The organism is Poriferisphaera corsica, assembly GCF_007747445.1.
In the GTDB taxonomy this organism is placed as follows: Bacteria; Planctomycetota; Phycisphaerae; order Phycisphaerales; family Phycisphaeraceae; genus Poriferisphaera; species Poriferisphaera corsica.
The window spans coordinates 3,979,482-3,992,206 of record NZ_CP036425.1 but is presented as its reverse complement, the minus strand read 5'-3'; the positions used below and the strand labels follow the sequence as shown (position 1 = coordinate 3,992,206).

The following is a 12,725-nucleotide window of genomic DNA, read 5'->3' as shown; positions in this document are numbered from 1 at the left end:
TTTAGTACCCACAGCCTGGAGCCTCACGATGGTTAGTGACAAACAGGGACTCACCTTTCCCCGGATGACAGCGGAAGAAGCAGCGGAATTGATTCCGAATAATGCGATGATTGCTTTTTCTGGATTTACCCCAGCGGGTGCAGCGAAAGTTGTGCCTTCAGCGTTGGCGGAGCGTGCGAAGGCGCTTCACGAAAAAGGTGAAGAGTATCGCGTGCGTGTGTTGACCGGAGCGTCAACTGGTAAGGATTTGGACGAAGCTTTAGCGGCAGCGGATGCGATTGCATGGCGTGCACCGTACCAATCATCAAAATCATTACGTGGGTGTATCAATAGCCAAAAGACAGAGTTTTTGGATATGCACTTGTCGCACGTGCCACAGATGTTGGGTTTTGGTTTTATTGACCAGCCAGACTTTGCGGTTGTTGAAGCAACCGATGTGACGCCGGACGGTCGCGTTTATCTAACGACGAGTGGTGGTATTTCAGCGGCTGCACTTCGTTATGCGAAGAAGGTCATCATTGAGGTGAACCGTGCACACTCAACACGACTGGCAGAGATGCATGACGTGGTGATTTTGCCGAAGCCGCCGCATCGTAACCCGATCCCCATTTTCCACCCGCTCTCAAAGATGGGTACACCGTTTGCAACGGTTGATCCTAAGAAGATTGTTGCGGTTGTAGAAAATAATCAGAGTGATGGTGTTGCGCCGTTTGCCGCTCCGGACGAAGTCAGCAACAGGATTGCTGATCACGTTGTGAAGTTCTTGGTCGCTGAACTGAAGGCTGGCCGTATCCCACCAGAATTCCTCCCACTACAGTCGGGTGTCGGTAACGTCGCCAATGCTGTTATGGCAGGTCTGGGTACCGCTGACGATATCCCGCCTTTCTATATGTATTCCGAAGTTTTCCAAGATGCGCTTGTTGACTTGATGGAATCGGGCAAGCTCCTCGGCGCTTCAACAACTTCACTTACGCTCTCTGATCCGAAAATCAAGAGTGTGTACGACAACATGGACTTCTACGGCTCACGTGTGGTCTTGCGTCCTCAGGAACTCTCGAACAATCCAGGGGTTGTTCGTCGCTTGGGTGTGATCGCGATTAATACGGCGATCGAAGCTGATATTTATGGTCATGTGAACTCGACACATATTTGTGGTACGCAGTTGATGAATGGTATTGGCGGATCGGGTGACTTTATTCGTAACGCATACCTGTCTATCTTTGTGGCTCCTTCTGTTGCGAAGGCTGGCAAGATTTCTGCTGTCGTCCCAATGGCGTCACACGTTGACCACTCTGAGCACTCTGTGAATGTTTTTGTTACGGAACAAGGCCTTGCGGACCTGCGTGGTTTGGGCCCAATTGAACGTGCAAACGCGATCATCGAAAATTGTGCTCATCCACGATACAAAGACTATCTTCGCAAGTATGTCAACGAATCTCCGGGTGGTCACCTCCATCACGACCTCACGAAATGCTTCGAGTTGCACCGCAACTTCATCGAAACAGGTGAGATGTTACCTGAGTAAGTGATGATGTAATAAAATCAAACAGTCGATTAGAGGCCGTGACAATTTGTTGCGGCCTTTTTTAATGCGCTTCTTTTAAAACATACTTGTTGCCTCGTGGGTCGTTATGTATTGAATGCTTATTCAGTGAACCTGCTGTTGATGATGGTTTTACTTACGCGGCATATAACGTTGTAATCTGTTTCAGTTTTTCTTGAGAAATTTTCGATCCGGTAATTAATTGAGTGGTTGGTTTGGATAGCGTCATACAGGAAATTCCCTGATCAGATGAGATGATTGATAGCCGATTTGTTGCCTATTGTTTGTGCGTGCAAGCAGTGCAATGATTGGGCAGGTTGGTATTAATGAATCACTTTGAGATGACGGTATGGATTGGTTTTGTATTGTTTTTGGGCGCGTTTACACAGGGTGCGGTGGGTTTTGGTTTAGGCTTGGTGGCAATACCTTTGTTGGTGTTGGGTGAAATACCCTTGCCGACGGCGATTGCAGTCATGCTTGTTACGATGCTGTTCACGAACAGTACGAGCTGCTTGAAATACCGAGGGTCAATTCATTGGAAAACGGTGTGGCCGCTCGTGTCGATGCATCTGATTGGATTGCCGTTTGGTGTGTTGACGTTGGTGTATATTGAAGGGTTTAATCCATCAGTGGCGAAGGCGGTTGTTGGGATCATGGTATTGATTGCGGTGTTTGCACAGTGGGCCTTGAAGGTGAAGCCACGGGATCATGTGAATGCGGTGTGGGGTTGGGGTGCGGGCTTGGGGAGTGGGTACATTGAGGGATTGGTTGGGATGGGGTCGCCGCCACTGGTGTTGTATGTGATGATGCAGAAGTGGGATTTGGATCGGATCCGTACGACGATATGGGTGGTGTTCCTGTCGGATGTGATACCGTTGCTATTGCTATTGAGTTATGAATTTAAAGGGGAGATTGTTTATGCGGTGTATTTGGGTGTTTTTTTGTTCCCGGTTAGCGTGTGCGGTACGTTGCTGGGGAATAAGGCTGGGCATTGGTTAGGGGTGGAGAAGTTGCGATGGGTTGCTTATATGATCTTGGTGCTGTTGGGAATGGTGAGTGTATGTTTGCCATTAGCTAAGTGGACGCATCACGCGTTACTAGCAGGGAAGTATTAAAGTTGTGTTTTTGAATTGATGAGTATGCTCGACTTGAACGAAACAATTTGGATCGGGTGCGTGCTCTTTGTAGGCAGTGTTTCCAGCGGAGCAGTGGGCTTTGGTGTTGGATTGATATGTATACCACTGTTGGTATTGGGCGGCGTGTCATTGCCGTCGGCGATTACAATTATGCTGATGACGATGTTGTTTGTGAATGGTGTAAGTTGCTATTACTACCGAGGCCATATTCATTGGCCGTCAATCTGCCCGGTGCTTGTGTCGCATTTGATTGCGTTGCCGATCGGTGTTGCGACGTTATATTTATTGGACACATTTAATCCGGATATCGCGAAGGCGATGGTGGGTGTGGTGGTGCTGTTGGCAGTGGCGATGCAGACGATGTTGCGTGTTGAGCCACAAGATAAGTTGGGGCGAAATTGGGCATATGCGGCGGGAGGTTCGAGTGGTTACATTGAGGGGTTAGTAGGGATGGGTTCGCCGCCTTTGATTTTATATATGATGGCGCATCGATGGGGGATGCATCGTATGCGCACGTTTATATGGTTGATTTTTCTGGCGGATATTGCGCCATTGCTTTTGATGCTGTGGTATGTGTTTGGGCGTGAGATTATGGTGGCGACATTTCTTGGTGTGCTTTTTTTTCCGGTATCGTTTATTGGTGCGCGGGTAGGGAACAGACTTGGGCAATGGTTAGGAACGGAGCGATTGCGTGTGGTGATGTATATGTTTTTAATTTTGCTTGGTTTGATTAGTATTGTGATTCCGTTTTTGCATTAAAGAATAAAAAAACCGCATTTGAAAATGCGGCTTAGATGATGAGGCTGGTATTTAGGTTTATTGAATAATTGGTGATTCGCCTTTTGGCTCATCGGGCTTGGGTTTGGATTCGGGATTTGGTTGTGGTGGTGCAATTTCACTGGAGATAGCTTGATCGACTTGGCGCATTAAATCGGAGTAATCCATCTGGGTCATTTGAAGATCTTGAAGCACTTGATTCATGACGATCTGTTTGTGAAGCTCGGCTATCTTGTGCTTTTCGTCGACTTCAACAGGTTGCCCCTTGTGCTCTTTTTCGGCGATTTCCGTCGTTAGGCGGTTGTAGTCGGTCATGAGTCGTTGGGCGTCGATGTCTTGTTCGAGTGCGTGGATTGCGTTTTCAAGTTTTTGGGCGATTTCATGGTCTTTTATTTTTTTGCCTAGTTTTTTGGCGTCAGCCAGTATCTCATCGGTTTTGGTCATGATTACCTCCTGTCATTGTGTAAGCGGGTACACTATTATTGCTGAGATTGTTGTGGGTTCATGAAAAATGAACCACAGGAACAATCCGTAACGTACAATATCCGCATCGGCGGGTTTATTGCAATATGAATTATGTTGCGGGTGGATAGCCGATAAACAGGGTTGAGGGGATTGGACGGACGCACCACCCCGTACACTCAGCTTTGTATTATCAAAATACTATAACGGGATAACATCCACATTGATGTATCAGAATCGCATATTAGATTACATTTCAGATCGAAGGTATGAGCCGCAGACACTGCGGGAGTTAGCAGAAGAGCTCAATATTGAGGGAGAGGAGAAGACCGCATTTTACGAAGCGGCAGAGCAGTTGTTATCGGAGGGGCAGGTCATACTGGGCTCGTCAGATGCTGTGACATTGCCACCTCCGGGTAAGGAGATGATTGGGGTTTACCGGCGTCACGAACGTGGGTTTGGCTTTATTGTGCCGGACTCGCTGACGGCTCATGGCGATTTATTTATCCCACCGGGTAATGGTATAGATGCGCTGACGGGTGATCGCGTTCGAGCGAAAGTCATTTCGCAGAAACGTCGTGCGACGATGGGCAAGTCGCCATATATTGGCCGAATTATCGAAGTCCTTGAGCGTTCTGCTCGTGGTTATGTCGGTACGCTTACCAAGCGTGGGAATATGTATGTGGTGAATGTTGATGGCCGATCGCTTCATGAGCCTGTGATCATTCGAGATCCTCATGCTAAGAATGCGAAGGTTGGTTCGAAGGTTGCGATCGATTTGGTGTCTTACCCGGACGATTTTGGCAATTTGCCGGAGGGTGTGATTACCGAGGTTTTAGGGGAGGCTGGTGAGCCGAACGTTGAGACGATGGCGATTATGCGTGCGTTTGGATTGGAAGAAAAATTTCCTAACGATGTGTTAGAGGAAGCCAGATTAGCATCGAAGAAGATTGATAATACGATTCCTGAAGATCGTGAAGATCTGACGAAAACGTTTATCTGCACAATCGACCCACCAGATGCGAAGGATTACGATGATGCGATCTCAATCACGCGGTTTGATGAGGTGCAGAAGGATGGGGCTTGTTATGAATTAGGTGTGCATATTGCAGATGTTGCTCATTTTGTGAAATCGGGCGGTGCGTTGGATAAGGAAGCAATCAGGCGAGGGAACTCGACCTATTTGCCTCGTAAAGTGATTCCGATGCTGCCAGAGGTTTTGTCGAATGGTGTGTGTTCGCTTCAAGAAGGTGTGAACCGATATGCGAAGTCATGCTTTTTGCGGTATGACGAAACGGGGCAGGTAGTGTCAGAGCGGTTTGCGAGAACGGTGATCTGTTCTGCAAAGCGATTGACCTACCTCGAAGCGCAAGCCTTGATCGGTGATGATGTTCGTGAGGCGATGAAGCATACAAAATCCACTCCTAAGTATTCAAGAGAGTTGATTACTGCACTGAAGCTGATGGACGAATTGGCGAAGGTGATTCGTGGTCGGCGTATGAAGCAGGGGATGATTGTGCTGGGTTTGCCGGATGTTGAACTGGTGTTTGACGATTCGGGGCGTGTGGTTGATGCGCAGCCTGAGGATGACGCGTTTACCCATACGATTATTGAGATGTTTATGGTCGAAGCCAACGAGGCTGCGGCTCGCTTATTCGACATCTTGAATATTCCGATGATCAGGCGTACGCACCCTGATCCTGATACTTATGATTTGGGTGAATTGCACTCGTTTGCTAGGGTCTCAGGGTATAACATCCCGCAGCGGCCAGATCGACATTCTTTGCAGGCATTGCTTGAATCGGTGCGAGGTAAGCCGGCACAGCAGGCAGTTCATATGGCGGTCTTGAAAACGCTCAACAAGGCGGAGTATTCACCGTCGATGATTGGGCACTTTGCGCTTGCCAGTGAGCATTACACGCACTTTACTTCGCCAATTAGGCGGTATCCGGATTTTGTGGTGCATCGCGGGATTGATGCAGTGATTGATGCGGCTGATGGAAAGGCAATCAATTCACGTAACAAGAAGAAGATCGCGAAGAAGGTGGTAGAGGACGCACGCGTACCAGACGAAGAGCAGATGCATGAGATCTCTCGAGGTTGTTCACATACGGAGCGAAACTCGGAAACAGCGGAACGTGAGTTGCGTTCATATTTGATTCTTGAATTGCTTGCGGAACATCTGGGCGAAGATTTTAGCGGTACGGTTACAGGTGTGACTTCATCGGGCATTTACGTGCAGGTTGATAAGTTTGTGATTGATGGGTTTGTCCATGTGAATGAATTGCCGCCTGCAGGCGAACGGTGGAAGCTGAATGCAAATACTGGGGCGCTGGTTGCTCAACGATCAGGTAAATCAATAACGATTGGTGATCAATTTGTCATTCGCATTGCGAACGTGGACCTTTCGCGAAGGCAAATGGATTTGGTTATCGTTGATCAACAATCTGGTCGCAAAAGTTCAAAAACGCAGCAAAAAGCGTTTGATAAAAAAACGAAACGTTCGGACAAGTCACACAAACAAGGTTCGAAAAAGAAGTCGGCTCGCGGGGTAAAGCCCAAAAATGCAGCAAAGCAGAAAAGCAAGCTTAAGGCAGCACGTAAACGATCCGCTCGTCGTCGATAATTCGCTAGACAAATTGTTGGTTAGATATGGTCTCTATATTACTCGCACAAACAAGTCCGTATGTACACCAGATATCGCCATTCCTCGTGTATCCGATTCGTTGGTATGGCTTATCTTATCTGGCGGGAATTTTTGCAGCATGGCTATTAATCAGGCGCATCTGTAAAGTCGGCAAAGGAACGATGAAGCCTGAGGCGGTCACGGATTTTATCGTTTTTGTTGCGCTTGGGATGATGATTGGTGGGCGTTTAGGATACTGCATTTTTTATGATCGTAGTTTATGGGGGTTCACGGAGGAGTTTCCATATTGGGGGGTGCTTGCGATCAATAACGGAGGGATGGCTTCGCATGGAGGGATCGTGGGTGCGATTATTGGTGCGTGGTGGTATGGCCGAAAGCATCAACAACCGTTGTTGTTTTTAGTAGATCTGTTGGCTGTGTCTGGACCGATCGGGATCTTTTTTGGGCGTATTGCTAATTTTATTAATGGTGAGTTGTATGGCCGAGCTGTGAAGGATCCTAATTTTGCATTAGGCGTGAAATTTCCAACGGAAATAACCAATTGGTATTACTCGCAGCCAGAAAAATATGAAGCGCTAATTGCCAAGCTCCCATCGCCCACAAAGTTTGGTTATATCCAGGAATACTGGACGCCGGATCGTATTATTGAGCAGACGCAAAAACACAATCAAGTCATTATTGATGCAATCGCGCCATTGCTTACAACGCGTCATCCTTCACAGATTTATCAAGCATTATTGGAAGGACTGGCGCTGTTTGTCATTATGTTTGTGATTTATCGCAAGCCACGTAAGCCAGGTATTGTGACATTCAGCTTCTTTATTTTCTATGCAATATTTAGGATTTTGGCTGAATTTTATAGAAACCCGGATGTTCAGATTGGTTATGAAGCATTCGGCTTAACACGCGGTCAGTGGTTGTCTGTGCCTGTGATTGCGGTGGGTATCGTGGGGATTCTTTGGGCTAAAAGTAGAAATGTCGAAGCATTGGGTGGTTGGCAAAAATTACCGGAATTAGATGCCGAAGCGATGCAGCAATAGCTTTATCTGATGGTTATACCTTCGCAGTACGCTTCGGCTGATATACGAGTAACTGATCTTTGCCTGAGCGTTTTGCAGCATAGAGTGTTTTGTCGGCACATTCAATGAGTGCTTGCGGGGACTTTGCTTCTGACACACGAAGAGTCGCTAAACCCATACTCATGGACAGCTTGATTTGATCATGTTCATCCATGATTTGCCGTGATATTTCTTTGCGGAATTCATCTTGTATGCGTTCTGCAACCTGAATGGCTCGTTGTTGATTGGTATTAGGTAGAAGCAGAACAAATTCATCACCACCGAATCGACCGGCCAAGTCGGAGCGTCGTAGGAATTGCTGCAAAACACGTGATGTGTGTTGTAAGAGCTTGTCACCATTCTGATGGCCCAGCGTGTCATTGAGCGCCTTAAATCCATCAAGATCAATCATAATACATGCAAGATCGGTGTCGTCACGCGTTGAGGCAGCGAAGTAACGCCCTAGCGCTCTGGCAAACGCACGCCTGTTCGCTAATCCCGTTAAGGGATCGGTGGCTGCAATATCTTCTAGTTTCTCAACCACCATCTCCAATTGTTCATTTTTCACACGGAGTTGATCGAGAGTTCGCTCTAATCGTTTTCGTAACTGTTCATTTTCCATCTTGACGATGTAGACTGCGAGATTTTTTTCGACAATGAATGGTAGCCCTGTTAGCCAATCGCCACCACGGATAATGCAATCGTAAGCGCCCTGTTTAATTGCTTGTATGGCCAACTCAATGATGCTTTCGTCAGCCATGACGACGATAGGAAGATCGTTTCGTTTAACAAGAAGATTTTCGACGACATCAAGTGCAGAGCCATCCGGCAAATCCATACTTGTGAGAACAAGATCCACGTGAAGGAGATCCTGTTCTTTGGCTTCAAAAACACTGCAGCAGTATTGCACACAACTCGAGCCAAAATGTTGCTCGAGTGCGTCACGCATCTGATCTAATAAGCGTGCTTCTTCCTCAATGATTAGAATCTTTGGGTTCATCAACTCCTGCGATCCTCTTCCCTTGTCGTCCTGTGCGGTGAGACTTACAGCCTTGGTATCCTCAATCTATTCAGTTATCGACCCAATTGTTATGTTGGTCCATTTAACTTTTATCATCTGGCAATTTGTATCTGATAAAAAACGAACATGTAGTTCAGTTAACTTGCCTGGTTTAGATCCGTTGCCTAGACAATGTCAGCTTAGCGATGCAAAGGTCCAGTAACCGACAGGTTATCCACTTCATCTATTTACATTTCTTTGTGATGCCATGCATTAATCGAAAATACATAGTCCGAGAATATGTGGGCCACTGATATAGGTATGAGCACTTAGTAAGTGTCTGGATAAAGTTAAATCAAGATATATCAGCATTTATATCGAAAGGCATGAGTGTCGCAACTAATTGAACGGTGGTCAATCGGTAAGGTTACTTCCGTAACTTGAGAAAAAATGGGGGTTTGGGGGGAAAAAGTGTTGCTGAGTGGGGAGTAGTGGGGTAATATCCCACGTATCACCTTTGTGTGTGAAAGATTGAAATATTGGTTTTCACCGGCACCTACGAGCACTCAATTGATGCAAAAAATCGCCTTGCAATTCCAGCACCAATCCGAGCCCAGATACAACGGGCCGCTGGCGCAGGAGAAGGCGACGCTATCGCTCTATTCGTCATACCAGGCGAGTTAGACCCGGAAGGCGGATCACTTAGCATCTACACAGAGTCGGATTTTGAAAAACGAGCTCAACAGCTCGACGATTCAGAACTCGACGCGGATCAATTGCTCGAATACGAACGTATTCTCTTTTCTCTTGCAACCCGTGTGGAAATCGACAAACAGGGACGTGTCAGGCTTCCAGAGTCGCTGATCAAGCGAGCTAACTTGCCTTCAGACATCGTACTCCTCGGCGTGAAGGATCACCTCGAAGTACACAGTCGTGAAGCATGGCTCAAACGCCTTGAAGAAAGGCTTGCTCAGAACCCTGCGTTGCTCACCAACCCAAGACGCATGATGCGTCGCTAGGGCGTGATGACAGCATCCCGACAATTCATTTCAATCTCCAATCTATCGATTCATGAGCCTCACGGACGAGGCGACCTATTTCATCTGTAGAGCAAGGACCGCTCCACAGCGATATAGCTCCCCTGCGAAAACGGATTTCGCTAGGTAGCACGAAATAACTGCAGACAGAGATCGGACGCTCTATCTGCTATGGAATTGCTCAGCGAAGGTGGAACGGATTCTTCACCAGAACCCAGGAACCTCAACGCAGGCAGCCTAACGGTCGCTTCACGGACGAAGGACTCTAGTGTGTCAAGCCAGTCGCATCAGTGATCGGGTGCCTTCTAGCATTCAGTCATCTTCTCTGGCACGTTGCCCTACGGCTCTGGCCCTTCGCTGATTTTTTTTATCATTCCTCTTGCCCATTTGTGGTAATTATGCGGTATACCCCCGTTTGTCTTCGTAATGTCATATAAATGTCATTACTGGGTTGCCTATGGCGGTGTTAACAAAAACTGCCCATTTTTGTCGATCTTTCCCAGAATCGATTGTTTAAAATAGGTAATTTTTGGTTAAAATATGACTAAGTTGATACCGTTTCCTGCGAACTTGCTGCGATTGCAACGCGTAAAATAGAGTGTCATGCAATCCTGCTTTGCAGATATGCCTAGATATTTGGGCATCTAAATATGATCTTTCTCCTCCGCCATGCCATACGGACTCCCTACCGGTGGCATGGTTTTTTATAGGTCGACTTGTCATAAATAGTTTTTGATCACGTCCATTTAGCTCAACCGATACCCATAAAGCTGCCGTTTATCAATTCATTATTGTTGCACGCTACGATTCAGTAATACTACGATCTACGCACTTAACAAATTGGGTACCTATGAAAAAGAAAGAAGCTAAAAACGTTATTACTGGCTTTACGCATTACACCACAAAGCCCGGTACAGGTGAGACGTTTCTTTTTCATTGCCAGGCATTCATGAAGCAAACGCGTACAGAGAGTGGTTGTATTCACTTCGAGTTATTTCAATCCCACACGTGCTCCACTTGTTTCATTATTTATCACAAATGGGAGTCTGCGAAAGTTTGGGAAGAACATTTGAATATGAAATACACAGCGGAGTTCATAAATGCGATCAACCACATTGTTGATAAAGTAGAATTGATCGAAGCTTCAGAAACACCAGATACGTTTGTTTGAATGAAAATCTAGGGCTCATGTGATAAGCGGTATGAATCCCTTGATCGCTCTATGAGATTCTATTTTCCTCTTTCCCCTATACTAGGTAAATGAGATTCATATAGGATAAGCATGTAGATGTGGAGTTACAAAAAGTAAAGCAACGATAGTATTTCGCAACTAACAATGGAGGTGGTTATGATAGTTAAATGTTGTGCTAGAAGGTTTATGTAAAATGTTGAGGAGTCTGTGATGAGTACATCGCCACTAACAATCATTGCGAAGGTCATTGTCAAATCAGAATCTCGTGAAGAGCTCGAATCAGAGCTTTTTGCATTGCTTGAACCATCACGTAAAGATCCTGGTTGTGTGCTTTATGATTTACATCAATCAGATGAAGACCCAAACCTGTTTCTTTTTTATGAAACATGGGAAAGTAAACCTCTCTGGGAAGCTCATATGGAAACGCCACATCTCAAGCATTGGCGAGCGATATCCGAAGGGAAAATTGCTGATTTCGAGCTTCTGCAGATGACCAAGAAATAAGACGAGATGAACATAAAGATCTATAAGTGATGTCGTATATAGATATATACAAATTGATCGCAATACATACTAAGCGTAAAAATATAAAATTAATCCACAGATCATGACACGTCTATTTATTGCAATACCAATTGAATTATCTGCGGAAGCCCGAGAAGTATACAGCAGTCTTGCAGCTTTAGATTTAATGGTCAGAATGCCCTCGCTTGAAAATTTACACTTAACATTACGGTTTATTGGTGAAGTGCCAAATGCACTAATTGAACCGATTGGTGATACGCTTGCTGAGTTGCATGATGAATATCGTTTCCCATCAAGATGTATGCAATTCGAATCGGTATCACGATTTCCTACATCAAGGCGTAAACCCGCGCGTGTAGTTTTTTTAACGCTAGACGAGGCGTCAGAGCATTATATCTTAGAGGTCTCAGAGAAGATCACATCAGCGCTTGAAGAAATGTCGCCATCAATCGAACGGCTAGATCGGAACGTTGTTCCTCATCTCACACTTGCTCGCATTAAAGATCAACACAAAGCGGAGAAAAAGGTCGAAGAAATTATACATCGATTTAGTGATCGTGATCTTGGCGAAGTGCAAGCAAACCGTATTGAACTGATTGCTTCTTCGCTCACAGGTGCTGGCGCGTTCTATACGACAAAACATGAAATTGAGTTGGTGTCACCACATCGTTCCTAATGAATATGTTCATTCCAAACCTCAATGGCAGGTGTTTCATGTTCATACCCCAAAATATTGAGATTGCCAGTTCCTAGTACAAAGTGCATTCCTTGAGCTGGATTCATGTCTAGCCAACGCGCGCACAGTACACGTAGTACATGCCCATGCGCAAAAAGTATAGCATCTCCGCGGCAACCTTTTACACGATCGATAACACGATCGACGCGCTTGCCAACACTTCTGCCGCTTTCGCCACCGGGACAAGGCTGGGTAAATACCGTCCAATTTGGCGCAGTTTTACGTATTTCTGCAGTCGTGATCCCCTCGTACTGCCCATAGTCCCATTCCATTAAATCGGGATCTTCAATTGCTTCGTCAAAGCCAGCGAGATGTGCCGTTTCACGTGCACGTTGTAGTGGTGAAGTCAACGCCATTTCGAAATTGAGATGTGCTAATACTGGTCGCAGTTTTGTCGCATTTCGTTTGCCAGCCTCAGTTAGTGGGATATTACTACGCCCCGTATGCTTGCCAGATAATGACCACGCTGTTTGGCCATGTCTAACAAGAAAAATCTTTTGGCTGTAATGATTACTCATAGAATTGTTATCGACTTATTGGATTCGTTTATAGATCAATGTAATGGTAATCCCCGCGTAGTCGTTGGGTGGTATCGCGTCGATTATTCATTTA

12 protein-coding genes are annotated in these 12,725 nt (G+C 46.0%); 9 read left to right on the top strand and 3 right to left on the bottom strand.

Going from position 1 to position 12,725, the window contains the following annotated elements:
• Positions 1 to 28 precede the first annotated feature (28 nt).
• The 3 genes from KS4_RS16240 to KS4_RS16230 all read left to right on the top strand — a co-directional run bounded on the left by KS4_RS16240 (position 29) and on the right by KS4_RS16230 (position 3,438).
• On the top strand, positions 29 to 1,525 hold the full coding sequence (locus KS4_RS16240; protein WP_200761368.1) for a succinate CoA transferase: 1,497 nt from the start codon (positions 29 to 31) through the stop codon (positions 1,523 to 1,525).
• 344 nt (positions 1,526 to 1,869) lie between these two features.
• A complete protein-coding gene (locus KS4_RS16235) occupies positions 1,870 to 2,658 on the top strand; it encodes a sulfite exporter TauE/SafE family protein (protein WP_145080643.1) in 789 nt (262 codons plus the stop codon).
• Between the two features lie 60 nt (positions 2,659 to 2,718).
• Positions 2,719 to 3,438 (top strand): sulfite exporter TauE/SafE family protein, encoded by a 720-nt coding sequence (locus tag KS4_RS16230; RefSeq protein ID WP_200761367.1) that lies wholly within the window; start codon positions 2,719 to 2,721, stop codon positions 3,436 to 3,438.
• A gap of 57 nt (positions 3,439 to 3,495) precedes the next feature.
• Here KS4_RS16230 and KS4_RS16225 read toward each other — a convergent pair whose 3' ends face one another.
• Positions 3,496 to 3,900, bottom strand: a complete 405-nt coding sequence (locus KS4_RS16225; RefSeq protein WP_145080636.1) for a YlbF family regulator — start codon at positions 3,898 to 3,900, stop codon at positions 3,496 to 3,498.
• 244 nt (positions 3,901 to 4,144) lie between these two features.
• Between KS4_RS16225 and KS4_RS16220 the strand changes: the two genes are divergently transcribed.
• Together KS4_RS16220 and lgt are read left to right on the top strand one after the other, a co-directional pair.
• Positions 4,145 to 6,544, top strand: a complete 2,400-nt coding sequence (locus KS4_RS16220; RefSeq protein WP_145080633.1) for a ribonuclease R family protein — start codon at positions 4,145 to 4,147, stop codon at positions 6,542 to 6,544.
• Between the two features lie 26 nt (positions 6,545 to 6,570).
• The gene (gene lgt / locus KS4_RS16215) at positions 6,571 to 7,605 is read left to right on the top strand and encodes a prolipoprotein diacylglyceryl transferase (protein WP_145080630.1); all 1,035 of its coding nucleotides are present in this window, start codon (positions 6,571 to 6,573) and stop codon (positions 7,603 to 7,605) included.
• A 13-nt stretch (positions 7,606 to 7,618) separates the two neighbouring features.
• On the opposite strand, the gene KS4_RS16210 is transcribed toward lgt, so the two are convergent.
• Positions 7,619 to 8,623, bottom strand: coding sequence for a diguanylate cyclase (locus KS4_RS16210; protein WP_145080626.1), 1,005 nt, complete (start codon positions 8,621 to 8,623; stop codon positions 7,619 to 7,621).
• Positions 8,624 to 9,162: 539 nt separating this feature from the next.
• Between KS4_RS16210 and KS4_RS16205 the strand changes: the two genes are divergently transcribed.
• From KS4_RS16205 to thpR, 4 genes are all read left to right on the top strand, one after another.
• A complete protein-coding gene (locus KS4_RS16205; RefSeq protein WP_200761365.1) occupies positions 9,163 to 9,642 on the top strand; it encodes a division/cell wall cluster transcriptional repressor MraZ in 480 nt (159 codons plus the stop codon).
• An 868-nt stretch (positions 9,643 to 10,510) separates the two neighbouring features.
• Entirely contained in the window at positions 10,511 to 10,831 is a 321-nt protein-coding gene (locus KS4_RS16200) for a putative quinol monooxygenase (RefSeq protein ID WP_145080620.1), read from the top strand.
• 231 nt (positions 10,832 to 11,062) lie between these two features.
• A complete protein-coding gene (locus tag KS4_RS16195) occupies positions 11,063 to 11,356 on the top strand; it encodes a putative quinol monooxygenase (protein ID WP_145080617.1) in 294 nt (97 codons plus the stop codon).
• Between the two features lie 103 nt (positions 11,357 to 11,459).
• Positions 11,460 to 12,053, top strand: coding sequence for an RNA 2',3'-cyclic phosphodiesterase (gene thpR / locus KS4_RS16190; protein WP_145080614.1), 594 nt, complete (start codon positions 11,460 to 11,462; stop codon positions 12,051 to 12,053).
• On the opposite strand, the gene KS4_RS16185 is transcribed toward thpR, so the two are convergent.
• Positions 12,050 to 12,631 carry a histidine phosphatase family protein gene (locus tag KS4_RS16185; RefSeq protein ID WP_145080611.1) on the bottom strand — a complete coding sequence of 194 codons (582 nt, stop codon included), beginning with the start codon at positions 12,629 to 12,631 and terminating at the stop codon, positions 12,050 to 12,052. The two genes, thpR and KS4_RS16185, sit on opposite strands and share 4 nt — an antisense overlap.
• Between the last annotated feature and the right edge of the window lie 94 nt (positions 12,632 to 12,725).

Bases quoted from the DNA above. Each gene is read 5' to 3' on its own strand.
- KS4_RS16195 (WP_145080617.1), top strand. From the start codon at position 11,063: ATGAGTACATCGCCACTAACAATCATTGCGAAGGTCATTGTCAAATCA.
- KS4_RS16185 (WP_145080611.1), bottom strand. From the start codon at position 12,631: ATGAGTAATCATTACAGCCAAAAGATTTTTCTTGTTAGACATGGCCAA.
- thpR (WP_145080614.1), top strand. From the start codon at position 11,460: ATGACACGTCTATTTATTGCAATACCAATTGAATTATCTGCGGAAGCC.
- KS4_RS16210 (WP_145080626.1), bottom strand. From the start codon at position 8,623: ATGAACCCAAAGATTCTAATCATTGAGGAAGAAGCACGCTTATTAGAT.
- KS4_RS16200 (WP_145080620.1), top strand. From the start codon at position 10,511: ATGAAAAAGAAAGAAGCTAAAAACGTTATTACTGGCTTTACGCATTAC.
- KS4_RS16235 (WP_145080643.1), top strand. From the start codon at position 1,870: ATGAATCACTTTGAGATGACGGTATGGATTGGTTTTGTATTGTTTTTG.
- lgt (WP_145080630.1), top strand. From the start codon at position 6,571: ATGGTCTCTATATTACTCGCACAAACAAGTCCGTATGTACACCAGATA.
- KS4_RS16225 (WP_145080636.1), bottom strand. From the start codon at position 3,900: ATGACCAAAACCGATGAGATACTGGCTGACGCCAAAAAACTAGGCAAA.
- KS4_RS16220 (WP_145080633.1), top strand. From the start codon at position 4,145: ATGTATCAGAATCGCATATTAGATTACATTTCAGATCGAAGGTATGAG.
- KS4_RS16240 (WP_200761368.1), top strand. From the start codon at position 29: ATGGTTAGTGACAAACAGGGACTCACCTTTCCCCGGATGACAGCGGAA.